Origin of the sequence: Nocardioides sp. (assembly GCF_036274455.1) — a bacterium.
In the GTDB taxonomy this organism is placed as follows: Bacteria; Actinomycetota; Actinomycetes; order Propionibacteriales; family Nocardioidaceae; genus Nocardioides.
Window position 1 is genome coordinate 1 of the sequence record NZ_DASUFR010000026.1, and the last position, 23288, is coordinate 23288.

General features: G+C 72.7%; 24 protein-coding genes. 20 read left to right on the plus strand and 4 right to left on the minus strand.

Going from position 1 to position 23288, the window contains the following annotated elements; genetic code table 11:
• The 11 genes from VFV89_RS02630 to VFV89_RS02680 form a co-directional block, all read left to right on the plus strand.
• A partial coding sequence (locus VFV89_RS02630) for a hypothetical protein (RefSeq protein ID WP_329704343.1) occupies positions 1-202 on the plus strand: 202 nt, incomplete at its 5' end.
• Positions 203-237: 35 nt separating this feature from the next.
• Entirely contained in the window at positions 238-2943 is a 2706-nt protein-coding gene (gene alaS, locus VFV89_RS02635; RefSeq protein ID WP_329704364.1) for an alanine--tRNA ligase, read from the plus strand.
• 88 nt (positions 2944-3031) lie between these two features.
• A complete protein-coding gene (ruvX, locus tag VFV89_RS02640) occupies positions 3032-3508 on the plus strand; it encodes a Holliday junction resolvase RuvX (RefSeq protein ID WP_329704344.1) in 477 nt (158 codons plus the stop codon).
• Positions 3509-3510: 2 nt separating this feature from the next.
• Entirely contained in the window at positions 3511-4686 is a 1176-nt protein-coding gene (gene mltG / locus VFV89_RS02645) for an endolytic transglycosylase MltG (protein WP_329704345.1), read from the plus strand.
• A 10-nt stretch (positions 4687-4696) separates the two neighbouring features.
• Positions 4697-5536, plus strand: coding sequence for a shikimate dehydrogenase (locus VFV89_RS02650; protein ID WP_329704346.1), 840 nt, complete (start codon positions 4697-4699; stop codon positions 5534-5536).
• Positions 5533-6270 (plus strand): A24 family peptidase, encoded by a 738-nt coding sequence (locus VFV89_RS02655; RefSeq protein ID WP_329704347.1) that lies wholly within the window; start codon positions 5533-5535, stop codon positions 6268-6270. The genes VFV89_RS02650 and VFV89_RS02655 overlap by 4 nt, the downstream gene beginning before the upstream one ends.
• Before the next feature lie 13 nt (positions 6271-6283).
• Positions 6284-7471 carry a chorismate synthase gene (gene aroC, locus VFV89_RS02660; protein ID WP_329704348.1) on the plus strand — a complete coding sequence of 396 codons (1188 nt, stop codon included), beginning with the start codon at positions 6284-6286 and terminating at the stop codon, positions 7469-7471.
• A gap of 37 nt (positions 7472-7508) precedes the next feature.
• Positions 7509-7979: a shikimate kinase gene (locus VFV89_RS02665; protein WP_329704365.1), complete on the plus strand. Its 471-nt coding sequence runs from the start codon at positions 7509-7511 to the stop codon at positions 7977-7979.
• The gene (aroB, locus tag VFV89_RS02670; protein WP_329704349.1) at positions 7976-9031 is read left to right on the plus strand and encodes a 3-dehydroquinate synthase; all 1056 of its coding nucleotides are present in this window, start codon (positions 7976-7978) and stop codon (positions 9029-9031) included. The genes VFV89_RS02665 and aroB overlap by 4 nt, the downstream gene beginning before the upstream one ends.
• A gap of 8 nt (positions 9032-9039) precedes the next feature.
• Positions 9040-9462, plus strand: coding sequence for a type II 3-dehydroquinate dehydratase (locus VFV89_RS02675; RefSeq protein WP_329704366.1), 423 nt, complete (start codon positions 9040-9042; stop codon positions 9460-9462).
• 91 nt (positions 9463-9553) lie between these two features.
• Positions 9554-10315, plus strand: a complete 762-nt coding sequence (locus tag VFV89_RS02680) for an SIMPL domain-containing protein (RefSeq protein WP_329704350.1) — start codon at positions 9554-9556, stop codon at positions 10313-10315.
• 35 nt (positions 10316-10350) lie between these two features.
• On the opposite strand, the gene VFV89_RS02685 is transcribed toward VFV89_RS02680, so the two are convergent.
• Both VFV89_RS02685 and VFV89_RS02690 read right to left on the minus strand, forming a co-directional pair.
• A complete protein-coding gene (locus tag VFV89_RS02685; protein WP_329704351.1) occupies positions 10351-10626 on the minus strand; it encodes an excalibur calcium-binding domain-containing protein in 276 nt (91 codons plus the stop codon).
• A 71-nt stretch (positions 10627-10697) separates the two neighbouring features.
• Positions 10698-11759 carry a tetratricopeptide repeat protein gene (locus VFV89_RS02690; RefSeq protein WP_329704352.1) on the minus strand — a complete coding sequence of 354 codons (1062 nt, stop codon included), beginning with the start codon at positions 11757-11759 and terminating at the stop codon, positions 10698-10700.
• Between the two features lie 152 nt (positions 11760-11911).
• Here VFV89_RS02690 and efp point away from each other — a divergent pair, with 152 nt between their 5' ends.
• The 4 genes from efp to VFV89_RS02710 all read left to right on the plus strand — a co-directional run bounded on the left by efp (position 11912) and on the right by VFV89_RS02710 (position 15763).
• The gene (gene efp / locus VFV89_RS02695; RefSeq protein WP_329704353.1) at positions 11912-12475 is read left to right on the plus strand and encodes an elongation factor P; all 564 of its coding nucleotides are present in this window, start codon (positions 11912-11914) and stop codon (positions 12473-12475) included.
• Positions 12476-12642: 167 nt separating this feature from the next.
• Entirely contained in the window at positions 12643-13050 is a 408-nt protein-coding gene (gene nusB / locus VFV89_RS02700) for a transcription antitermination factor NusB (protein WP_329704354.1), read from the plus strand.
• Positions 13051-13470: 420 nt separating this feature from the next.
• A complete protein-coding gene (locus tag VFV89_RS02705) occupies positions 13471-14856 on the plus strand; it encodes an NAD(P)/FAD-dependent oxidoreductase (protein WP_329704355.1) in 1386 nt (461 codons plus the stop codon).
• Positions 14857-14920: 64 nt separating this feature from the next.
• A complete protein-coding gene (locus VFV89_RS02710; RefSeq protein WP_329704356.1) occupies positions 14921-15763 on the plus strand; it encodes a DUF1206 domain-containing protein in 843 nt (280 codons plus the stop codon).
• Between the two features lie 317 nt (positions 15764-16080).
• Here the strand turns inward: VFV89_RS02710 and VFV89_RS02715 are convergent, their stop codons facing one another.
• Together VFV89_RS02715 and VFV89_RS02720 are read right to left on the minus strand one after the other, a co-directional pair.
• Positions 16081-16947, minus strand: coding sequence for an MOSC domain-containing protein (locus VFV89_RS02715; RefSeq protein WP_329704357.1), 867 nt, complete (start codon positions 16945-16947; stop codon positions 16081-16083).
• A gap of 43 nt (positions 16948-16990) precedes the next feature.
• Positions 16991-18298 (minus strand): aminotransferase class V-fold PLP-dependent enzyme, encoded by a 1308-nt coding sequence (locus tag VFV89_RS02720; protein WP_329704358.1) that lies wholly within the window; start codon positions 18296-18298, stop codon positions 16991-16993.
• 34 nt (positions 18299-18332) lie between these two features.
• On the opposite strand from VFV89_RS02720, the gene VFV89_RS02725 reads away from it, so the two are divergent.
• The 5 genes from VFV89_RS02725 to pyrR all read left to right on the plus strand — a co-directional run bounded on the left by VFV89_RS02725 (position 18333) and on the right by pyrR (position 23197).
• The gene (locus VFV89_RS02725; RefSeq protein WP_329704359.1) at positions 18333-19736 is read left to right on the plus strand and encodes an NAD(P)/FAD-dependent oxidoreductase; all 1404 of its coding nucleotides are present in this window, start codon (positions 18333-18335) and stop codon (positions 19734-19736) included.
• A gap of 106 nt (positions 19737-19842) precedes the next feature.
• Entirely contained in the window at positions 19843-21165 is a 1323-nt protein-coding gene (locus tag VFV89_RS02730; RefSeq protein ID WP_329704360.1) for a hypothetical protein, read from the plus strand.
• Between the two features lie 13 nt (positions 21166-21178).
• The gene (locus VFV89_RS02735) at positions 21179-22192 is read left to right on the plus strand and encodes an NADPH:quinone reductase (protein WP_329704361.1); all 1014 of its coding nucleotides are present in this window, start codon (positions 21179-21181) and stop codon (positions 22190-22192) included.
• 145 nt (positions 22193-22337) lie between these two features.
• Entirely contained in the window at positions 22338-22487 is a 150-nt protein-coding gene (locus VFV89_RS02740) for a hypothetical protein (RefSeq protein ID WP_329704362.1), read from the plus strand.
• Positions 22488-22603: 116 nt separating this feature from the next.
• Positions 22604-23197, plus strand: a complete 594-nt coding sequence (gene pyrR, locus VFV89_RS02745; RefSeq protein WP_329704363.1) for a bifunctional pyr operon transcriptional regulator/uracil phosphoribosyltransferase PyrR — start codon at positions 22604-22606, stop codon at positions 23195-23197.
• The last annotated feature ends 91 nt before the right edge of the window (positions 23198-23288 follow it).

The following is a 23288-nucleotide window of genomic DNA, read 5'->3' on the forward strand; positions in this document are numbered from 1 at the left end:
CACCGGCAAGGCGGAGGCCGAGACGCGGCTGCGGGAGCGGTTCGGGCTCGCCGAGAACGACGCGGTCGACCCGCAGCGCCAGCTGGACTCCGGCGCGGGCACCGCCCCGGGTCTCGACACACCCTCGCTCGTCCCTCGCGAGGGACTCCCGACCACCGAGCACAACGACACACGCAACGACTTCGAGGAAGGTCCTCAGTGAGCACAGTGCCAGAGACTGGCCGGCCCGACACCTGGCTGAGCACGGCGGAGATCCGCCGGCGCTTCACCAGCCACTTCGCCGACAACCCGACGCTTCCGCACACCGCGGTCCCGTCGGCGTCGCTGCTGCTCGACGACCCCAACCTGCTGTTCGTGAACGCCGGCATGGTGCCGTTCAAGCCCTACTTCCTCGGCCAGGAGCGGCCGCCGTACCCACGCGCCACGAGTGTGCAGAAGTGCATCCGTACGCCGGACATCGAGGACGTCGGCAGGACGACCCGGCACGGCACCTTCTTCGAGATGTGCGGCAACTTCTCCTTCGGCGACTACTTCAAGCAGGGCGCCATCGAGCTGGCGTGGGACCTGGTCACCAAGCCGCGTGACGAGGGTGGCTGGGGGCTCGAGGAGAGCAGGCTCTACCCGAGCGTCTACGTCGAGGACCAGGAAGCCATCGACATCTGGCGGAAGGTCACCGGCTTCCCCGACGAGCGGATCCTCAAGTTCGGGAAGAAGGAGAACTACTGGTCGATGGGGGTGCCCGGCCCGGGGGGTCCGTCCTCGGAGATCCTCTATGACCGCGGAGTCGCCTACGGCCCGGACTTCACTCCCGAGGAGCTGGGCCCGGACATGCCGGTCAAGCTCGAGGACCGGCTGCTGGAGCTGTGGAACCTCGTCTTCATGCAGGAGGAGCTGAGCGCGGTTCGGGCCAAGGACGACTTCGATGTCGTCGGCCCGCTGCCGAAGCAGAACATCGACACCGGCATGGGCCTCGAGCGGGTCGCATTCCTGCTGCAGGGCGTCGACAACATGTACGAGATCGACGTGATGATGCCGGTGATCGAGAAGGCCCAGGAGCTCACCGGCCGCACGTACGGCGCCGACCACGAGGACGACGTGCGGTTCCGGGTCGTCGCCGACCACGTGCGCAGCTCGCTGATGCTGATCGGCGACGGCGTGACGCCGGGCAACGAGGGCCGCGGCTACGTGCTTCGCCGGCTGATGCGCCGTGCGATCCGCTCGATGCGGCTGCTGGGCTGCGAGGACCGGGTGCTCCCCGAGCTGCTGCCCGTCAGCCGCGACAAGATGGGCGAGACCTACGAGGGCCTCCACCGAGACTGGGAGCGGATCTCGACGGTGGCGTTCGCGGAGGAGGACGCGTTCCGCCAGACGCTGCGGGCGGGCACGACGATCTTCGACACCGCCACGGCCGAGGTGAAGCAGTCGGGCGGCACCGTGCTCTCCGGCGAGCGGGCGTTCGCGCTGCACGACACCTACGGGTTCCCGATCGACCTGACCCTCGAGATGGCCGCCGAGCAGGGGCTGAGCGTCGACGAGGTCGGGTTCCGCCGGCTCATGGACGAGCAGCGGCAGCGGGCCAAGGCCGATGCACGGGCCAAGAAGGGCGCGCACCGCGATGCGACGGCGTACCGCACCGTTGCCGACTCGATGGGCGCGCCGGTGGAGTTCACCGGCTACTCCGAGACGGTCAGCGACGGCACGGTCAGCGGCCTGGTGACCGCGGACGGCGTCGTCGACGCGGTGCGCGAGGGTGACGAGGTCGAGCTGGTGCTGGACCGGACGCCGTTCTATGCCGAGGGTGGTGGCCAGCTCGCCGACCAGGGGATCATCGAGCTCTCCAACGGCGCGCGGCTGCGCGTCGAGGACGTGCAGTCGCCGGTCACCGGGCTGATCGTGCACAAGGCGACGGTCGTGAACGGCGAGGTCACCCCCGGCCTCGAGGCGCACTCCGTGGTGGACCTCGCCCGCCGGCAGTCGATCTCGCGGGCCCACACCGCGACCCACATGGTGCACAAGGCGTTCCGCGAGGCGCTGGGTGAGACCGCGACCCAGGCGGGCTCGGAGAACGCGCCCGGACGGTTCCGGTTCGACTTCTCCGCTGCCGGTGCCGTGCCCGAGTCGGTGATGGGCGACGTCGAGGCCCGGGTCAACGACGTGATCCTCGACGACCTTGCCGTGCACGCCGAGATCATGAGCCAGGCGGAGGCCGTTCGCTCCGGCGCGATGGCGCTGTTCGGCGAGAAGTACGGCGACCGGGTCCGCGTGGTCTCCGTCGGCGACTGGGCGCGCGAGCTGTGCGGCGGCACCCACGCCGGCAGCTCCGGCAAGCTCGGCGTGATCAAGCTGCTCCACGAGTCCTCGATCGGTTCCGGCGTACGCCGGGTCGAGGCGCTGGTCGGCGCCGACGCCTACCGGTTCCTGGCCAGGGAGCACGTGCTGGTCAACCAGCTCTCCGAGGCGCTGAAGGCGCGCCCCGAGGAGCTGCCGGAGCGGGTCAACGACATCGTCGAGAAGCTGCGCGCGGCCGAGAAGGAGCTCGAGAAGGTCCGCGTCGGGCAGCTGCTGGCGCGGGCCGGGGAGCTGGCGGCCGGTGCCGAGCAGGTCGGCGGCGTCGCCCTGGTCGCCACCAGGGCCCCCGGAGCGGCCGGTGGCGACGTACGCACCCTGGCGCTCGACGTCCGCGGCCGGCTCCCATCGGGTCAGCCTGGCGTCGTGGTGGTCGTCGGGGACGCCGACGCCAAGGTCTCGGTCGTCGCGGCGGTCAACGACGAGGCGCGGGCGCGCGGGTTCAGTGCCAACGAGCTGGTCCGCGCGGTCGGTCCGCTCCTGGGCGGCAAGGGCGGCGGCAAGGACGATGTCGCCCAGGGCGGCGGCAGCGACGCCTCCCGCATCGACGAGGCGCTGGCCCTGGTCCGCTCCGAGGTCGGGAAGGCCGCCTCCTGACCCCCGCTGCTCCTCCCTCCACGCCGAGTCGCCGCACCTGCCCGGCAGTGACGCCGACTCGGCGTCGGGAGTGGGGCGGGAGCGGCAATTGAGGCAGGGGGTGCGGTTGGGACTCGATCCGGGAGACGCGCGGATCGGGGTGGCGAGGAGTGATCCGTCGGGGTTGCTGGCCACGCCGGTGGAGACCGTCAAGCGCGGCCGGGGGGACCTGGCGCGGATCGCCGAGCTCGTCGCGGAGGAGCAGGACGGCGACCCGGAGCGGGTGCTGGAGGTCGTGGTCGGGCTGCCGAGGTCGCTGTCCGGCGGGGAGGGACCGGCTGCCGCGAAGGTGCGCGAGTGGGCCGGGCGGCTGGCCCGGGTGATCGCGCCGGTGCCGGTGCGGCTGGCCGACGAGCGGCTCACCACTGTGAGTGCGGAGGCTATGCTGCGCGATCGGGGCCGGTTGGGGGCGAAGCGTCGCGCCGTGGTCGACCAGGCCGCCGCCGTGGTGATCCTGCAGCACGCGCTGGACACCGAGAGAGCCAGCGGCACCGCGCCCGGAGAGATCATCGAGGAGAGCACCTGAGCATGACCGACATGGACGACCTGCTCGGCGGGCACCAGCAGCCCGCCACGCCGCCCGGCGGGCGCCGCGCGCCGAAGCAGCGTCGCCGTGGGCCGGGCTGCCTGATCGCGCTGCTGATCCTCGCGGTGGTGGCCGGCGCCGGCTACTGGGGCGTGACCAAGGGCATCGACCGGGTGCAGGACGCCTTCGCCTCCGCCGACGACTACCCGGGCCCCGGTGGCGACCCCGTCATCTTCGAGGTCAAGCAGGGGGACACCATCTCCGACATGGGCCGCGGGCTGAAGGCGGACGACGTCGTCGCGTCGGTGGACGCGTTCATCAGCGCGGCGAATGCCAACCCACAGTCGAACAAGATCCAGGCCGGCGCCTACGGCCTGAAGAAGCAGATGAAGGCCTCGGACGTGGTGGCCGTCCTGGTCAACCCCGACAACATCGTGACCACGCACGTCACGGTGCCGGAGGGGCTCCAGGTCTCGCAGGTCGTCGACCTCCTGGTGGAGAAGACCGGCTTCAAGAAGGCTGAGTTCGAGGCGGCGTTGAAGGACCCGAAGGCGCTCGGCCTCCCCGACTACGCCGAGGGCAACCCCGAGGGCAACCCCGAGGGCTACCTCTTCCCGGCGACCTACGACTTCAGGCCCGACGAGAAGCCGGCCGACATGCTGCACGACATGGTCGCGCGCTGGCAGCAGGCCGCCCAGGACAACGACCTCGAGGCCGGGGCCGAGACGCTCGGCTACACCCCGCACCAGATCATGACGATCGCGAGCATGATCGAGGCCGAGGGCCGCGGGGAGTACCGCGCCAAGATCGCCCGGGTCATCTACAACCGCCTGGAGATCGACCCCAACCCGGCGGCCGGCTTCCTGCAGATCGACGCGACCGTCAACTACGCGCTCGGCCGTCCCGGTCCGGCGGTGCTGACCCAGGCCGACATCGACTCGGTGGCGGACTCGCCGTACAACACCTACAGGCAGAAGGGGCTGCCGCCCGGCCCGATCGAGGCGCCCGGCGACGACTCCATCCAGGCCGCGCTGCACCCCGCGGACGGCCCGTGGTTCTTCTACGTCACGACCAACCTCAAGACGGGGGAGACCAAGTTCACCGACAGCTACGACGAGTTCCTCGAGTTCAAGCAGGAGCTCCAGGAGTACTGCGACACCCAGTCGGACCGGTGCTGAGGTCGTCCCCGTGAGGTGCGCGGTCCTCGGTGATCCCGTCGACCACTCGCTGTCGCCGGTGATCCACTGCGCGGCCTACCGCGAGCTCGGGCTCGACGACTGGGAGTACGACGCCGTGCGGGTCGCCGCGGGCGGCCTCGCCGGCTTCGTCGACGGGCTGGACCCGGCCGAGTGGCGCGGGCTGTCGCTGACGATGCCGCTCAAGCGCGAGGCGCTCCCGCTGCTGTCGTCCCACGACGACTGGGTCTCGGCCACCGGCGCGTGCAACACCGTCCTGCTCGAGCCGGACGGCAGCCGGCACGGGCTCAACACCGACGTCACCGGAGCGCTCATGGTGCTGGGCGAGCACGACCACCCGCTCGAGCGGGCCGTCGTGCTGGGCGGTGGCGCCACCGCGACCTCGCTCCTGCTCGCGCTCGCGGACCGCGGGATGCGCCACGCCACCATCGTCGTCCGCGACCCCGCGCGCGCAGGGGACACCGTGCACGCGGTGGCCGCGCACCGGTCGGCTCCGCAGGTGGAGGTGCGCACGCTGGCCGAGGTCGAGGGGGAGGCCGAGACGCTCACCGGCGACGTCCTGGTCTCCACGGTCCCCACCTCCGCCCAGGTGCCGGAGCTCCTGGCCGCCGTGGCGGACATCCCGCTCGTCTTCGACGTCGTCTACGACCCCTGGCCGTCACCGCTTGCCGCGGCGGCCGAGCGTGCGGGGTGGACGGTGCTGAGCGGCCTCGACCTGCTGGTGGCGCAGGCGATCAACCAGGTGGTGGCGATGACCGGGCGGCACGACGTGCCCGGGGGTGCGATGCGGCGCGCGGCCGAGGAGGAGCTCGCCTCGAGGTCGTCGCGGTGACGGACCTCTACCCCGTCACCGCGGTCGCCACCGGCGTCCTGGGGCTCGCCGCCGGTGCGCTGGTGCCGCGGCTCATCGCGTGGGTGCCGGAGCCCGACCCCCCGGAGCCGGACCCCGAGGAGAAGGACGGGACGCCGGAGCGCGCCGAGGAGCCCAAGGAGCTGTACGCCGACATCGCGGCCCGCCCCGGTCTGCTCTGGAGGACCGCGCTTGCCGCCGGCGTGAGCGCGGCGGCGATCGGGCTGGTGCTGGGCTGGGACCTGTCGCTGCTCGTGGCGCTGCCGCTGGTGCCCGTCGCCGTCGCGCTCGCGGTGATCGACTGGCGGACCCGGCTGCTGCCCACCAAGCTGGTCGCGCCGTCGTACGCCCTGACCATCGTGACCGTCCTGCTCGCGTGGCTGCTCGGCGACCGCGAGCTGCACGACCTGGAGCGCGCCGCGCTGGGCTGGCTGATCTACGGCGGCATGTTCTTCCTGTTGTGGTTCATCTACCCCAGCGGCTTGGGGTACGGCGACGTCCGCCTGTCCGGGGTGCTCGGCCTGGCCCTGGGCTGGCTGGGCTGGCCGGAGCTCTGGGTCGGCATCGGGGCCGGCCTGATCCTCGGCGGGGTGGGAGGCGGGCTGCTCTCGCTGGTGACCCGGCGACGGGACTACCCGTTCGGCCCGTTCATGCTGCTCGGCGCCCTCATCGGCGTCGTGGCCGGACAGCCTCTCATCACCGCCCTCTACGGCTGAGACAATTCCCCCTATGTTGCGCTGGCTCACCGCGGGGGAGTCCCACGGCCCTGCCCTCGTCGCCATCCTCGAGGGGCTGCCCGCCCATGTGCGGGTGACCTCCGACGACATCCGCGACGCGCTGGCGCGGCGCCGGCTCGGCTACGGCCGGGGAGCGCGGATGAAGTTCGAGCAGGACGAGGTCACGCTGCTCGGCGGTGTGCGGCACGGTGAGACCCAAGGCGCACCGGTCGCGATCCAGGTCGGCAACACGGAGTGGCCCAAGTGGGAGAAGGTGATGGCCGCCGATCCGGTCGACCCCGCGGAGCTCGAGGGTTCGGCGCGCAACGCGCCGCTCACCCGGCCGCGACCCGGGCACGCCGACCTCGTCGGCATGCAGAAGTACGGCTTCGACGAGGCCCGCCCGGTCCTCGAGCGTGCCTCCGCTCGTGAGACGGCGGCCCGGGTCGCGCTGGGCCGGGTGGCGAGCAACTTCCTCGAGCAGGCGGTCGGCGCCTGCGTCGTCTCCCACGTGATCGAGATCGGCGGCGTCCGCGCCCCCGAGGGGCTCTGGCCCGGGCCCGACGACGCGGACGTCGTGGCGCGGCTCGACGACGACCCGGTGCGCTGTCTCGACCCCGACACCAGCAAGCAGATGGTCGAGCGGATCGACCGGGCGCACGAGGAGGGCGACACCCTCGGCGGCGTGGTCGAGGTCGTCGTGCACGGCCTGCCGCCGGGGCTCGGCTCGCACGTCCACTGGGACCGCCGGCTCGACTCCCGGCTGGCCGGCGCCCTGATGGGCATCCAGGCGATCAAAGGGGTCGAGGTCGGCGACGGCTTCGCGCTGGCGGCCACCCCGGGGTCGCTTGCCCAGGACGAGATGGTCCCGACCGACGACGGGATCCGCCGGGTCAGCGGTCGCTCCGGCGGCACCGAGGGCGGCATGACCACCGGTGAGGTGCTGCGGGTCCGCGCCGCGATGAAGCCGATCTCGACCGTGCCGCGCGCGCTTCGCACCGTCGACGTGGCCACCGGTGAGGCGGCCACCGCCCACCACCAGCGCTCCGACGTCTGCGCCGTCCCGGCCGCGGGCATCGTCGCCGAGGCCATGGTGGCGCTGGTGCTGGCCGACGCGGTCCTGGAGAAGTTCGGCGGCGACTCCGTGCAGGAGACCCGGCGCAACGCCGAGTCCTACCTCCACACCTTGAGGTTCCGGTGAGGTTCCGGTGAGCCCTCGCGTCGTCCTCGTCGGGCCGATGGGCGCCGGCAAGACCACCGTCGGTGCGCTCCTGGCGGAGCGGTGGGGCGTCGATGCGCGCGACACCGACGCCGACGTCGAGCGGCTGGAGGGGCGGACGATCTCCGACATCTTCGTGGAGTCGGGGGAGGCACACTTCCGCGCTCTTGAGCACAAGGCCGTGGCCGAGGCGCTGGCCGCCCACCCCGGTGTGCTCGCACTCGGCGGCGGGGCGGTGCTCGACCCCGGCACCCGCGAGCTGCTGGCGGGCCACACCGTGGTCTTCCTGCGCGTGGGCCTGTCCGACGCGGTGAAGCGGGTCGGCCTCGGAAGCGCGCGGCCACTGCTGCTCGGCAACGTGCGGGGCCGGATCAAGGCGCTGCTCGACGAGCGCACGCCCATCTACGAGTCCCTGGCCACGCTGGTCGTCGACACCGACGGCCGCACCCCCGACGAGGTGGCCGACGAGATCGTCGAGGCGCTGTCGTGACCACCATCCACGTGGCCGGCGCCGCGCCGTACGACGTCGAGGTCGGCCACGGCGTCGTCGAGCGGCTTGCGGACCTGGTGGGCGACGTACGCCGCGTCGCCCTGGTGCACGCGCCGGGCACGACCGTGCCGCTGCCCGGCTACGACGTCCTGGACCTCGAGGTTCCGGACGGCGAGGCGGCCAAGACCGCGGCCGTGGTCGCCGACTGCTGGGAGCGGCTCGGCGCCGCCGGGTTCACCCGCTCCGACGCGGTGGTGACCGTGGGCGGCGGCGCGACCACCGACCTGGGTGGCTTCGTGGCCGCGACCTGGCTGCGCGGGGTCCGGGTGGTGCACGTGCCGACCTCGCTGCTCGGCATGGTCGACGCGGCGGTCGGCGGCAAGACCGGCATCGACACCGGGGCCGGCAAGAACCTCGTGGGCTCCTTCCACGAGCCGGCCGGCGTCCTCTGCGACCTGAGCTACCTCCGCACGCTGCCGTCGCGGGAGCTGGTCAGCGGCCTGGCCGAGGTGGTCAAGTGCGGCTTCGTCGCCGACCCCGAGATCCTCGCCCTGGTCGAGAAGGACCCGTCAGCGGCGCTCGACCCGGCGTCGGAGGTGCTCGCCGAGCTGGTCGAGCGGTCGGTGCGCGTCAAGGCCGAGGTGGTCGGCGTCGACCTCCGCGAGACCGGCGGCACCGACCGGCACCCCGGCCGGGAGGTGCTCAACTACGGCCACACGCTGGGCCACGCGGTGGAGAAGGTCAGTGGCTACTCGCTGCGCCACGGCGAGGCGGTGTCGGTGGGGATGGCCTACGTCGCCGAGCTCGCCCGGCTCGCCGGGATGCTGGACGACGAGACCGCGGGCCGGCACGCGGCGGTCCTCGGCTCGCTGGGGCTGCCGACCAGCTGGTCCGGTGCCTCGTTCGACGACCTGCTGGCCGTGATGCGCGTGGACAAGAAGGCCCGCGGCGCGACCCTGCGGTTCGTCGTGCTCGAGGGACTGGCCCGGCCCGTGGTGCTCAGCGACCCGTCCGAGGAGCTGCTCCGCTCGGCGTACGAGGCGGTCTCGTGAGCGTCGCCATGGTCCTGAACGGCCCCAACCTCGGGCGGCTCGGCCGCCGGCAGCCGGAGATCTACGGCACCACGACGATCGCCGAGCTCGAGCAGCTGTGCGTCGACTGGGGCCGCGGGCTGGGGCTCGAGGTCGACTTCCGCCAGACCAACCACGAGGGCGAGCTGCTGGACTGGCTCAACCAGGCCGCCGACGAGGGGTGGCCGGTGGTGCTCAACGCCGCCGCCTGGACGCACTACTCCTGGGCGCTGTTCGACGCCTGCGGCCAGCTGACCGCACCGCTGGTGGAGGTCCACATCTCCGACCCGTCCCAGCGTCCCGAGGAGTTCCGGCACAGCTCCGTGGTCACCCCGCACGCCGTGGCCGTGGTGGCCGGCCACGGAATCGACGGCTACCGGATGGCGCTGGAGCAGCTGGCCGCGGCCATCTGACCCGGAAGCGCAGGAACCGGCACCTCGCGCGGCGCGTCCGATCCCCGTATCGGATCGGCAGAGCGATCGGACGGCCCCGGAGGTGTGCCCCATGGACAAGAACGTGACGCTGGGCGTCCGCTGGCTGCTCGTGGCGGGGCTCGTCGCCGTGGGCCTCGTGGCGGCCTACCTCGCAGGCAGCGCGGGCGGCTCGCCCGCCCGTGCCGAGACCTCCGGCAGCACGAGGACCATCACGGTCACGGGCGTCGGCCACGTCTCCGTCGTACCGGACGAGCTCGCCTTCGACCTGAGCGTCAGCGTGCTGAGACCGGGGCTCACCCAGGCCCTGGACGACGCGAACGGCGCGATGCAGTCCGTGGTCGACACGTTGAAGGCCGCCGGGGTGGCCGACAAGGACGTGCAGACGACGGACGTCTCGATGTACCCGGAGTACGGCCGGCACCAGAAGGGACAGCCGCCGACCTTGCAGGGCTACCGCGTCAGCCACAGCATCACGGTCACCGTCGACGACCTCAGCAGGGGCAGCGACGTCGTCACGGCCGCGCTCGCGGCCGGCGGCAAAGGGGTGCGGCTCGACGGGCTCCGGCTCCAGGTCGCCGACCCGGAGGCCGCGATCGGGCCGGCCCGTAGCGACGCCGTGCAGCAGGCGCGGGCCAAGGCCGAGGCGCTCGCCGAGGACGCCGGGCGCGAGCTGGGTGACGTCGTCCGGATCAGCGAGAACGCCGACCAGCCGTACGCCGAGGACATGCGCGGCGCCTACGACGCCGCCGCATCGGCCGCCGGCCCGGTGCCGATCCAGCCGGGTCAGGAGGACCTCACCGCGAGCGTGGTCGTCGTCTACGAGCTCGGGTAGCGCGAGCCGCCCAGCCTGGTGGGTCCAGGCTCAGCTCAGAGCGCCTCGCAGGCGATCCCGTCCTTGTCGCGGTCGCTGCCGGTGTTGGCGTTGTAGAGCGGCGTGCTCCGCTTGAAGCTCGTCACCGGCGTGCCCGAGGTGCGGTCCTTTGCGCCGGGCTTGCCCACGCCGTGCGGGTAGACCTTGTGCATCGCGTCGCAGTTCTTGAAGTGCTTGGCCGCCTTGGCCTCGGCCGGCGTGGCCAGCGCGGTGGCGCCGACGAGCAGTGCCGAGGCGGCGAGCGCGGTGAGCGCAGTGGTCGAGCGTCGCATGGGGTGTCCCTCCCGTTGTCGTGCGCGTGCGGGAGGAGTGTGCATCGGCGGGCGGCCCCGCCGCAGGCGGTTCAGTCTCTCGGGCTCCGAAGGGCCGAGGCCACAGCGGCCAGGACGCCGAGCTCGGCGCCGCGCGCGAGCAGCGGCTCCCAGTCCGCGCCCAGGCGCTCACGCCCGGCTGCGATCGAGGTCGCGACCGCGGCCTCCTGGAGCGGCATGCGCGGTACGCCAGTGTCCTCGCGCTCGGCGCCGGCCGCGCCGACCAGCAGGGCTGCGTCGCGGTCGTGGCCCATGTCGAAAAGGACGCAGGCGAAGTCCTCGCAGCTGGTGAGCACGGCGTCCGGGATGTCATCGGCGAGGATGCCCGGCAGGATGGCGGCGAACTCGTCGTGGGCCTCCTGCAGCCGACCGAGGTGGCGCAGCGTGCCGGCCCTGTTGTTGCGGACCGCGGTGATGGCGAGGGCGTCGCCCATCCGCTCGGCCATCGCGACGGCGGCCTCCTCGAAGGCGAGCGCGGACTCGTGGTCACCTGCGTCGGTGACCATCAGGGCGTGGTTGACCAGCGACCACAGGTGAGGGACCGAGTCCCCGCCGTGGGTCATGGCGTGCTGGAGCAGCGGGCGGGCCTCGTCGGGCCGCCCCTCCCAGTAGGCGAGCGCGCCCAGGCAGAAGAAGGCGTGGCAGGTGACGGGGGCGAGCGCGTCGACGTCCTCGGCGGACAGCTCGTCGAGGTGCAGCAGCTCGACGGCCTCGGAGACCAGCTCCTTCGCCCGGTCGAAGCGGCCGGTGACCCGGTGGAGCTCGGAGAGGTGCAGCATCAGGTCGGCGCGCCGCAGGGGTGAGCCGTGGCGACCGCGAGCCAGGGCGTCGTCGCCCCAGGACCGCGCGTCGTCGTACTCACCGCGCAGCGTCCCGACCTGGTGGACGACCGCGGTTGTGAGCGCGAGCTGGTCGTCGACCCAACCGGACGACCGGTCGTCCCACGTGGGCAGGGCCATCATCCGGTTCATCGCGGTCTCGACGTCGAGGTATCTCGACTCGAGCGCCCTGAAGTAGGCCTCGCGCTCGGCGACGCTGCCGAACCTCCTCGGGTCGAGCACGAGTGCATGCACCCGATCCAGGTCCCCGTCCACGCGCGACAGTCAAGCCCAGGATGACGATCGGCGCCACATCGCCGAGTCGGAGAAAGGGCAGGTCACTGGCTAGACTCGTCGGCTGGTCCTCGACCTCCCGCACGTCCCTTGACAACTCGACCGATCACCCGACAGAAGGCTGAACCTCGCGCATGGCAACGACGAACGACCTGAAGAACGGCATGGTGCTCAACCTCGACGGCCAGCTCTGGCAGGTCATCTGGTTCCAGCACCACAAGCCCGGCAAGGGTGGCGCGGTCGTCCGCTCCAAGCTCAAGAACGTCGAGTCGGGCAAGACCGTCGACAAGACCTTCAACGCCGACGTGAAGGTCGAGGTGGCCAACGTCGACAAGCGGACGATGCAGTACCTCTACAACGACGGCACGTCCTACGTCTTCATGGACACCGGCACCTACGAGCAGGTCGAGGTCGCCCCGGACCTCGTCGGTGACGCGGCCAACTACCTCCTGGAGAACCAGGAGGCCATCGTGGCCAGCAACGACGGCCGGGTCCTCTACATCGAGCTGCCGGCCTCGGTCGAGCTCGAGGTCACCTACACCGAGCCGGGGCTGCAGGGCGACCGCTCGACCGGGGGCACCAAGCCGGCCACCGTCGAGACCGGTGCCACCGTCGCCGTGCCGCTGTTCATCACCACCGGCGAGAAGATCAAGGTCGACACCCGCGACGGGTCCTACCTCGGTCGCGTCAGCTCCTAGTGTCCCGCACCGGAAGTTCAGTGCATGAGGCCGTGCGCGGGGTGCGTGCATCGGAAGGCGCCGGAGTGACGCTCTCCTTGTTCGTCCAGCAGGCGTCGGCAACGCTGCGAGGTGCGTGCTACGGGTGCGGAGTTGTGTGCCGAACTTTCGGTGCGGGGCACTAGGCCGTGGCTGCCCGTTCCAAGGCCCGCAAGCGCGCCCTCGACCTGCTCTACGCCTCCGACCTGCGGGGCGAGTCGGCGGTCGGCGCGCTCGACCGCGCCATCGAGGAGGGTGAGGGGCCGAGGAACGCCTACACCGCCCACCTGGTGCGCGGAGTGGCCGACCACCAACCCCGCATCGACGAGGTGCTGGCGGAGTACTCCGAGGGCTGGACCCTCGACCGGATGCCCGCCGTCGACCGCAACGTGCTGAGGCTCGGCATCTATGAGCTGCTGTACGTCGACGACGTGCCCGACGCGGTGGCCGTGAGCGAGGCGATGGCCCTGGCCCGGGACCTCTCCACCGACGAGTCGCCGCAGTTCGTCAACGGGATCCTCGGCGCCGTACTGAGGAACAAGCCCAGCCTGGTCTGAAGCCTCGGCCGCCCGCAGGCCCGGCGACCCGGTGCTGGGACCTGCCGGGTGCCTTCGCTGCGGTGGTCTCGACAGGCTCGACCGGCGGTGGTGGGGCAGGTGCCTGGCCGCGGCAGCGGCGACGCCTCGCGGTGGCTGAGGTGTGAGGCGCCCCGGCGCCGAGCCTCGAAGCCGGGTGACCTGGGGCTGGGAGTCGCCTTGGGTGCCTTCGTTGCGGTGGCCTCGAGGCTCCTTCGAGGCTCGCTGCGCTCGCACCTCAGTGCGAGCGCCCGTGGCCGGCCTCGCGCCTCAGCCACCGTGGGCCAGCGAGTGCCATCGCCGCGGGGGGCTCGACCGGCGGCGGGCCACCGTCGGCGGCCGTGCGGTCAGGTCGGAGGTTCGGTGGCTGCACTCTGCCCGTGCTTGCGGCAGGGTGCTTCCATGGCACAGGCGCAGCAGGTCGATCTGGTGGTCGTCGGGCTCGGCCCGGGCGGTGAGGCGCTCGCGAACGCCACGGCGTCCGCGGGGCTGAAGGTGGTGGCGGTCGACAGCCGGCTGGTAGGTGGCGAGTGCCCCTACTTCGGCTGCGTGCCGACCAAGATGATGGTCCGGGCCTCCGACGTCGTCGCCGAGGCCGGGCGGGCCTCCGAGCTGGTCGGCGAGGTGACCGTCCGCACGAGCTGGGCTCCGGTGGCCGAGCGGGTGGCGGTGCAGGCGACCGACCACTGGGACGACCGGGTCGCGGTCGAGCGGCTCGAGAAGGCCGGAGCGACGGTGCTGCACGGCGTCGGCCGGCTGAGCGGCGTACGTCGCGTGACCGTGACGCTCAACGACGACTCGGAGCCGGTGACCTTCGAGGCCTCGAAGGGCGTCGTGCTCAACCCCGGCACGCGTCCGGCGACGCCACCGGTCGAGGGGCTCGCGGACACGCCGTTCTGGACCAACCGCGACGCCGTCCAGGTCACCGAGCTGCCGGGCTCGCTGGTGGTGGTCGGCGGCGGGCCGATCGGCTGCGAGCTGGCGCAGGTGTTCAGCCGGTTCGGCGTGCGCGTCACGGTCCTCCAGCACGACGACCGGCTCCTGGCGGTCAACGAGCCGGAGGCCTCGGCCCTCATCTCCGAGGTGTTCGCGGACGAGGGCATCCGGGTGATCACCGGGACCGACGCAACGGCGGCGTCGTACGCCGACGGGCAGTTCACGCTCACCCTGGAGACCGGGGAGGAGCTCACCGCCGACCAGGTGCTGGTCGCTGCGGGCCGGGTCCCCAACCACGACGACGTCGGCCTCGAGACGGTGGGGCTCGACCCCGCTGCACGCAGCGTTCCGGTCGACGACCGGATGCGTGCGGGCGACGGCCTCTGGGTCATCGGGGACGCCACTGGGCACGGAGCGTTCACGCACATGTCGATGTACCAGAACGCGATCGCCCGGCGCGACATCCTCGGTGAGGACGGCCCGCGGGCGGCCTACCACGCGGTCCCGCACGTCACCTTCACCGACCCCGAGGTCGCCGGCGTCGGGATGACCGAGCAGCAGGCCCGGGCCGCGGGCCTCACGGTCCGCATCGGCACCACGAAGCTGGAGGAGTCGACCCGTGGGTTCACCCACGGACCGGGCTCGCGCGGGCTGATCAAGGTCGTCGAGGACGCCGACCGGGGTGTGCTGGTCGGCGCCACCGTGGTCGGGCCCTCGGGCGGGGAGATCATCGGCTTCTTCGTCGTGGCGGTGCATGCCGAGGTCCCGGTCGCCACGCTCGGCTCGATGATCTACGCCTACCCGACCTTCCACCGGGCCATCGAGAGCGCGCTGGCGGACCTGGCGTCCTGAGCCGGGACCGCACAGGACTGACACCAGGTCCGTGCGGGTACTCGTCGTGGGGGAGGAGTCCACGATGAGCGTGACCGACAGGGCCGGGCAGACGGCCCGCCAGCTGGGCCGCGAGGCGGACCAGAGCGACTGGGTCGACCGGGCCGGGCGCATCGGCCTGGTGACCTACGGCGTGATGCACCTCCTGATCGCCTGGCTGGCGCTGCAGCTGGCGTTCGGCGACCGCTCGGAGTCCGCGTCGGCGCAGGGTGCGCTGCACGAGCTCGCGAGCCAGCCGTTCGGCGACGTCCTGGTGTGGGCGGTCGCGATCGGGCTGTTCCTCCTCGCCCTCTGGCAGGGGATCGAGGCGTTGTTCGGCCACCGCGACCTGCCCGGCGGGAAGCGCGCGCGCAAGCGGCTCGCCTCGGGCGCCAAGGCCGTCGTCTACGCCGCCCTCGGTGTCACCGGGCTCAAGATCGCGGCGGGGTCGAGCTCAGGCTCGAGCTCCTCGGAGAAGGAGACCGACAGCTGGACCGCGCGGCTGATGGACCTGCCCGCCGGACAGGTGCTGGTCGGGGCGGTCGGCCTCGTCATCGTGGGGATCGGCGGCTACTTCGTGTTCCGGGCGTGGACCGAGAAGTACGCCGAGGAGCTCAGCGCCGAGGGCCGGTCCGGCAAGGCCGGGACGGCCTACCTGTGGTTCGGCAAGATCGGCTACACCGCCAAGGGCATCGCCTTCGGCATCGTCGGGGCGCTGTTCGGCTACGCGGCGCTGACCCACGACCCGCACAAGTCGGGCGGCCTCGACCAGGCGCTCACCGAGCTCCTCGACCAACCGTTCGGTCCGTACCTCCTCACCGCGGTCGCGGCCGGGATCGGCTGCTACGGACTGTTCTGCTTCGCCCGGGCCCGGCACATCAGCCGCTGACCGCACCGAGGTCGGCTAGATGACTGATTCCAAGGGATCGTGCAAGCGAGCGGCGCTCAGCGCCGCGCTGGCAGGGCGCGGGCGCGATGTCGAGCCGGCTGCCGTCGCCGCGGGTGCCTCGCCAGGCCCACTCGCTCCAGATCGCGTCGTCACCGGCACCTGAGCTCATCAGCTCCGCGGTGAAGTCGGGCACGCCGCCGCAGATCGCCGACCGGTTGACGCGCAGCTGCTGGCGACCGGTGAACGCGCGGTCCGGGTGCGCCTGCTGCGCAGCGCGGCGTCGAGCTGCTCGACGATGGGCGGTGGGGGCAAGAGGCTCACCTCGGCGGTCCGTCGATCGTGGCCTTCTCGTCGAGCACGGTGACCTCGTCGCCCACGTGCAGCGTGGCGCCCGGGGTGACCGGGACGAGGTTCATCCCGAACCACACCGCGCCGTCCCAACGGCGGTGCTGGGCCAGGGTGTAGGTCGGCTCCTTGCGGCGTACGGCGGTCTGCTCGTCGGTCGTCGGGATGGCGCAGCGGTCGCAGCCCTTGACCACGCGGAACTCCGCAGCGCCGACCCGGAGCCGGCGCCAGCCGTCCTCGGCCCAGGGGCGGCCGCCGGCGACGACCAGGTTGGGCCGGAACCGCACCATCGGCAGCGGCCCCTCGTCGGCACGCGGGCCCGCGGCGATGAGCTCGTTGAGCGCCGCCAGCGACGCCTCGGTGGCCAGCAGCAGCGGGTAGGCGTCGCCGAAGTGCATCGGCACCCCCGGTCCGGCGAACTCCGGGTTGGCCTGGCGGCGGTTGGGGTCATCGGCGAAGACCAGGCGGACCGGCTCGCCGAGCACCTTGCTGAACCACGCCTCGGCCTCGGCGCCGGCCTCGGTCGCTGCGAACGGTGCCCGTCCGAACACGCTGACCTGCGCGGCCCGGCCGTCGAGCGGCGTCTGCACCACGAGGTCGTCGAGGTCGCTGTCAGGGGGAGCGGTCGCCTCGAGGCCGCCGTCGGCCCGCAGCCGCGGAGCGATGAGCAGCATCTCCCGGTGCTCGCGGGCGGTGACGGTCTCACCGGTGTCGTCGACGAGCATCCAGCGCCGGTCGCCGGCCAGCCCCCAGGGCTCGACGACGGCGGTCTCGAGCTGCTGGCCACGGCACGACTTCACCGGGTAGCGGCGCAGCTCGGACAGGTGCAGGTCGCTCACCCGCCCATCGTCGCAGCCCTGGTCGCCGGCGGCGCGGGAGATCTCACGCGAGCCGGCCGATCGCCTCGACCGCCTGGTCGACCTGGTCCGGGTTGGTGGCGATGCTCGGGCCGAGCCGGACGTACGACGTCCGGTAGGGCGTCGAGCTCGCCACGACGCCCTCGCCGCGCAGCTTCAGCACGAAGTCCTGCGGGGGCTGGCCGGCCACGTCCAGGCAGACGATGCCCGCCGACACCTCGGGCGCCATCGGGGTCTTCAGCGTGACCCGCGGCATCCCGGCGAGCCCCTCCTTGAGCCGGGTCGCCTGCTCGACCGTGCGAGCCACGATCCGGTCGCGGCCGACCCGGCTCATGAAGCCGAATGCGTCCGCGGCGGCCCACCGGTGCTCGAAGGAGTGGTAGCCGCCCGGGGTCAGCCGGCCCGCCGACGAGGACGGGTCGGAGAACGTCGGGATCACCTCGGTCAGCGGCCCCCAGTCGCGGCCCCACAGGATGCCGGTGCCGCGCGGGCCGAACAGCCACTTGTGGGTGCCCGCGGCGAGGAAGTCGCAGCCGAGGTCCGGGAGGTCGACGTCGACCGCGCTGAAGCCGTGCACGCCGTCGACACAGACGACGTACTGGCTGCGGGGCACGCGGTCGAGCGCGGCCAGGGCCGCGCAGATCTCCCTCACCGGGACGCGCACACCGGAGCTGGAGTGCACCCAGGTCAGCGCCACCACCTTGGTCCGCGGGCTGACGCCGGCCACCAGCCGCTCGACCATCTGGTCCACGGTCGCCGCCGCCGGGTCGTCGTACAACGTGACCTGCCTGACCTCCGCCCCGGTCCGCAGGTGGAGCAGCCGCAGGCTGTCCTCGGTGGAGTAGAAGTCGTGCACGGTCGTGAGGATGTCGTCACCGGGACCGAGCCGGAGGCCGCCGTACATGAGCCCGAGGCCCATGGTGGTGCTGTCGGTGAGTGCGTACTGGCCGGCCACGCCACCGTGGTAGGCCGCCGCCGCGGTCCGCACCGCCGCCTCGCGGTCGATCCCGGCGAGGAGCGCCGACTCGGTGTCGCTGCCCAGCTCGTCGCGGTAGCCGCTGATCGCCGCGTCGAGGAGCTTCGTGTGCGGCGACAGGACGAACGCCGCGAACTGCGCCAGCCCGGGATCGAGGAGGAACTGGTCCTGGACCGAGCCCCAGGCCAGGGGGTCGAGGTCGAGGGCCTCGGTGACCTGAGGACTCGGGGTCGGCGAGCCGGGCGTCGACGCCGCTGCGGGATCGGGGGAGTCGCTTGCGTCGTCGGAGTCACAGCCCGCGAGCAGCACGCCCGCGAGGCCGGCCCCGAGCACGGTGCGGCGAGACGGATGGTGCATCGCCCCATCTTCGGCGGGATGGTTGGGTGGCGCCATGAATGGCGCCCGGATCGAGTCAGACCAGATCGAGTCAGGGACGACGCGCGACTGTGACGTGGTGGTGCTGGGGCTGGGCCCGGGCGGTGAGTACGCCGCCCGCAAGCTGGCCGAGGCCGGGCTGGACGTCGTCGGCGTAGACCGCGGCTTGGTCGGCGGCGAGTGCCCGTTCTGGGGCTGCACACCCTCCAAGCTGATGGTCCGGCCCGCCGACCTGGTGGCCGAGGTGCACCGGGCCGACCGGCTCGCGGGGCCGGCAACCATCCGTCCGGACTGGTCACTGGTCGCCGGCCGCATCCGCGAGGCCAACCACGGGTGGACCGACGCCCACCACGTGGAGCCGCTCGAGCACGCCGGGGTGCAGATCGCGCGCGGCCACGGCCGGCTCGACGGCCCGGGAGCGGTCCGGGTCGAGCACGCCGGCGTCACCACCGTCTTCCGCGCCGGTCGCGGGGTGCTGCTCAACACCGGCACCGAGCCGCTGCGGCTGCCGATCGAGGGGCTGGCCGGCACGCCGTACTGGACCAACCGCGAAGCAGTCGCGGCCACCGAGGTCCCGGACCGGCTCGTCGTCGTGGGCGCCGGGGCCAACGGGCTCGAGCTGGCCCAGGCGTTCGCGCGCTTCGGGTCGCAGGTGACCCTGCTCGAGTCGGCCGAGCGGGTCGCTCCCCAGGGCGAGCCCGAGGCCGGCGAGGCGCTGACCGAGGTGTTGCGCGCGGAGGGCCTCGACGTAAGGACCGGGGTCGAGGTCGAGCGGGTCGACCACGACGGCCGCTTCCACGTGCGGGTGGCCGGGGAGCTCCTCGAGGCCGACCGGCTGCTGCTGGCCGCGGGGCGCCACAACAACCTCGGTGACATCGGGCTCGAGACCGTCGGGCTCGACCCCGAGGCGGACACCATCGACACCGACGGGCACCTGCGCGCCGGCGAGCGGCTGTGGGCGGTCGGCGACATCACCGGGCACGGGGCGTTCACCCACGTCTCGCGGTACCAGGCGGCCGGGGCCGTGGCCGACATCCTCGGGAACGACGGGCCGCCGGCCGACTACCGGGCGGTCCCGATGGTGATCTTCACCGATCCGGAGCTGGCGTCGGTCGGGATGACCGAGCAGCGCGCCCGGGACGAGGGGCTCGACGTCCGGGTCGGCGTGGCGCAGATCGAGAGGTCTGCCCGCGGCTGGCTGCACGGCCCGGGGACGAAGGGGATCGTCAAGGTCGTCGCGGATGCCGACCGCGGCGTGCTGGTCGGCGCCACCGTGCTGGCGCCGTACGGCGGTGAGATCATCGGGATGCTCGTCACCGCGGTGCACGCCGAGGTGCCGGTCGAGCGGCTGCGGACGATGCACTTCGCCTATCCCACGTTCCACCGCACGATCGAGGCGGCGCTCAAGGGGCTGGGGTGACCCTGCGGGTGCAGGAGCACACCAGGGACCCGTAACGTGTGAACAGGACGCGTCTCGGGTAGGGAGCGGCGTATGGCCGGTCCCGACGCGGCCGCGAGGAGATGTCATGTCGCAGCCGACGCACCACCTGTCCGACGACACCAGCGACCGGCTCTACACGCCGGAGGAGCTCGCGTCGTACGCCGCGGCCGAGGACGCGCGGTCGCGGCCGGACCCGCTCAGTGACCCGCTGCCGGACCTCGAGCACACCGTGGTCCGGCCGCGGGCGACCCAGCCCGCGGCGCCACCGCCTCCGCCCGCGGCGCCGGTGGCGCCGGCCCGCCAGGTGACGCCGGTAGCACCGGCGTCGGGGCCCGCCGGTGGCCCGCCCGCCGGCCCGCCCCCCGCGCCGCCGGCCCGCCCGGCGGGCGGTCCGCCGCAGGGACCACCCCCGTCGGCACCTCCGGCCACCGCGACCCGAGGCGCCACCGAGCCGCCGGCCGAGCCGAGGCGGTTCATGACCGCCACCGACTTCCTCGAGCGCCGCGCCGACGCCATCGAGCCCGGCCCCGCGACCTGGGGCTGGCGCGGCCGGGTGCGCCGCTGGAGCGGCGGGACGATCCGGCCCCGGATGAACGCCGCTGAGCGCGCGTACACCCAGGACCGCGCGCTGATCCAGAAGGACTTCGACGGCCCGGTCACGATCGCCTTCATCAACCCCAAGGGCGGTGCCGCCAAGACCACCGGCGTGCTGGCCGCGGGCCACACCTTCGGCACGGTGCGCGGCGGCGGAGTGGTCGCCTGGGACAACAACGAGACCCGCGGCACGCTGGGCATCCGGGGCTCTCGCAGCACCCACCACAAGACGACCAAGGAGCTGCTGGCCGACCTGGACAAGTTCGCCGACGTCTCGCAGTCGCGGATCGGCGACCTCGGGTCCTACGTCCGCTCCCAGGGCGACGCGCACTTCGACGTGCTCGCCTCCGACGAGAGCGCGAACGTCACCGGCCAGATCCACGCCGACGACTTCAACTCGATCCACCAGCTCCTGATGCGCTTCTACCGAGTGATCCTGGTCGACACCGGCAACAACATGCGGGCCGAGAACTGGCTGGCCGCCGCCGACGCCGCCGACCTGCTCGTGGTCACCTCGACGGTGCGCGAGGACACCGGCTACAGCGGCCTGTGGATGCTCGACGCGCTGCAGGAGGCGGGCTACCAGAACCTCAAGTACAAGACGGTCACGGTGCTCTCCGACCCCTCCGCCACGGTGGACCGCAAGCTGGCCGACGACCTGGTCGACATCTACCAGCAGCGGACCCGGGGCGTCTACCGCGTGCCCTACGACCCCGCGCTGGTGGCCGGGTCGGTGCTGCCCTACGCCGAGCTCTCGCGCGGCACCCGGATGAGCTGGCTGCGCGCCTGCGCGGGAATGGCCTCGGCCCTCTAGGTGCTGCGAGGACATGCGCGCTGTCGTCTTCACCGAGCCCGGTCCCTCGTCCGTCCTGAGGCTGGTCGACCGTGACCTGCCCGAGCCCGCAGCCGGCGAGGTGCGGGTCCGGCTGGTCAGGTCGGGGGTGAACCCGACCGACTGGAAACGGCGCCAGCAGCCGCTCCCCGCCCCCGAGATCACGCCCGGCCAGGACGGTGCCGGCGTCGTCGACGCCGTCGGCGACGGTGTGGAGGGGTTGTCGGTGGGTGACCGGGTCTGGATCCTGCTGGGACAGCGAGAGAAGGCGCATGGCACGGCCGCCGACTACACCGTCCAGGACGCCACCCACGTCGTACCGCTGCCGGACGGCGCGTCCTACGACCTCGGCGCCTCGATCGGCGTCCCCGCGATCACCGCGCACCGGGCGCTGACCTCCGGGGAGTTCGGCCCGACCCGGCTCCAGCCCGGCTCGATGGACGGGCTGACCGTGCTGGTGGCCGGCGGGGCCGGCGCGGTCGGCAACTCCGCGATCCAGCTGGCCCGGTGGGCCGGTGCCACGGTCGTGACCACGGTGAGCGGCCCGGAGAAGGCGGCCCTGGCCACGGCCGCCGGGGCGCAGCACGTCGTGAACTACCGGGAGGGCGACACCGAGGCAGCGGTACTCGCGGCGGCGCCGGACGGCGTGGACCTGGTCGTCGAGGTGGCGCCGGCGCAGAACAACGACCTCGACGTGGCGGTCACGAAGGTGCACGGCACGGTCGCGATCTACGCCAACAACGGCGGCGACAGCTACACGGTGCCGCTGCGGCCGACGTTCTCGAAGAACCTGCGCTACCAGTACGTCATCCTCTACACCCTCGACGAGCGGCTGCTGCGCGCCGCGGTGGACGACGTCTCCGCCGCGGTGAGCGCCGGCGCCCTCTGCGTCGGCGAGGACGCCGGCGTCCCCCTGCACCACTTCTCACTCGAGGACGCCGCCGCCGCCCACGACGCGGTCGAGGCGGGTGCCGTCGGCAAGGTCCTCCTCGACATCTCCGACGACTGACCCCGACCGCGAGTCGGCGTCGGGCGTGGCACAGACAGGCCAGCCCGAGCTGACCATCGGCGATGGGCACTCCGGGCCATGGTGGCCTCGGCCCTCGGGGAGTGGACTGGTCTCCTTCCCACCCCACGACCCTGGGGAGGCCGTCATGGCCCATCACGTCCCGACCCACAAGCGCGGCCCGCTCGACGCGGACGGAGGTCCGCAGGTCAGTGTGATGGTGGCCCTGCTGGCCGCCGTCGCGATCGTCCTGCTGGTGCTGGCCACCAGCGCCGTGAGCAACCGCCTCGTCGGCTGAGGGCGACGACACGCGGCACGAATGCGGGGACCCCGCCGTCCGGGGGTAGGGTGACGCCCGATCGGCATCCTTTAACGAGCCGTCCCGTGAGGCGGAGAAGGAGGTCACGCGCACTGATGTGTGCTCAGCCCCAACCACGACGACAGGACTCGTCCCCGCTGTCAGCGGGCCGGACGGTCCTCGACGACGGTGACATCGCGCGGGCCCTGACCCGCATCTCGCACGAGATCCTCGAGCGCAACAAGGGCGCCCGGGACCTCGTCCTGCTCGGCATCCCCAGCCGCGGCGTACCCCTGGCCCGGCGGATGGGGGAGCGCATCGCCGGCGTCGAGGGGTACGACGTCCCGGTCGGCTCGCTCGACGTGACGATGTACCGCGACGACCTCCGGCTCAAGCCGGCCCGGACGCTGCTCCCGACCGAGATCCCGCCCGGCGGGGTCGACGGCAAGGTCGTCGTCCTGGTCGACGACGTCCTCTTCAGCGGCCGGACCATCCGGGCGGCGCTCGACGCGCTCAACGACGTCGGCCGCCCCAGCGCCGTGCGGCTGGCCGTGCTCGTCGACCGCGGCCACCGCGAGCTGCCGATCCGCGCCGATTTCGTCGGCAAGAACCTCCCGACCTCGCTGGTCGAGAGGGTCCGGCTGCGGATCGCGGAGATGGACGGCATCGACGAGGTCACGATCGAGGACGCTCAGGGAGGAGCACAGTGAAGCGACACCTGTTGAGCGCGGGCGACCTGACCCGCGACGACGCCGAGCTCGTCCTGCGCACCGCCGAGGAGATGCGCTCGCTGGCCGACCG

Coding starts and splice junctions, on each gene's coding strand:
- VFV89_RS02705 (WP_329704355.1), top strand. CDS start 13,471: ATGGCACAGGCGCAGCAGGTCGATCTGGTGGTCGTCGGGCTCGGCCCG.
- pyrR (WP_329704363.1), top strand. CDS start 22,604: ATGTGTGCTCAGCCCCAACCACGACGACAGGACTCGTCCCCGCTGTCA.
- VFV89_RS02665 (WP_329704365.1), top strand. CDS start 7,509: ATGGGCGCCGGCAAGACCACCGTCGGTGCGCTCCTGGCGGAGCGGTGG.
- VFV89_RS02710 (WP_329704356.1), top strand. CDS start 14,921: ATGAGCGTGACCGACAGGGCCGGGCAGACGGCCCGCCAGCTGGGCCGC.
- VFV89_RS02725 (WP_329704359.1), top strand. CDS start 18,333: ATGAATGGCGCCCGGATCGAGTCAGACCAGATCGAGTCAGGGACGACG.
- VFV89_RS02720 (WP_329704358.1), bottom strand. CDS start 18,298: ATGCACCATCCGTCTCGCCGCACCGTGCTCGGGGCCGGCCTCGCGGGC.
- VFV89_RS02675 (WP_329704366.1), top strand. CDS start 9,040: ATGGTCCTGAACGGCCCCAACCTCGGGCGGCTCGGCCGCCGGCAGCCG.
- VFV89_RS02730 (WP_329704360.1), top strand. CDS start 19,843: ATGTCGCAGCCGACGCACCACCTGTCCGACGACACCAGCGACCGGCTC.
- VFV89_RS02735 (WP_329704361.1), top strand. CDS start 21,179: ATGCGCGCTGTCGTCTTCACCGAGCCCGGTCCCTCGTCCGTCCTGAGG.
- VFV89_RS02740 (WP_329704362.1), top strand. CDS start 22,338: ATGGCCCATCACGTCCCGACCCACAAGCGCGGCCCGCTCGACGCGGAC.
- mltG (WP_329704345.1), top strand. CDS start 3,511: ATGACCGACATGGACGACCTGCTCGGCGGGCACCAGCAGCCCGCCACG.
- aroC (WP_329704348.1), top strand. CDS start 6,284: ATGTTGCGCTGGCTCACCGCGGGGGAGTCCCACGGCCCTGCCCTCGTC.
- VFV89_RS02680 (WP_329704350.1), top strand. CDS start 9,554: ATGGACAAGAACGTGACGCTGGGCGTCCGCTGGCTGCTCGTGGCGGGG.
- VFV89_RS02685 (WP_329704351.1), bottom strand. CDS start 10,626: ATGCGACGCTCGACCACTGCGCTCACCGCGCTCGCCGCCTCGGCACTG.
- efp (WP_329704353.1), top strand. CDS start 11,912: ATGGCAACGACGAACGACCTGAAGAACGGCATGGTGCTCAACCTCGAC.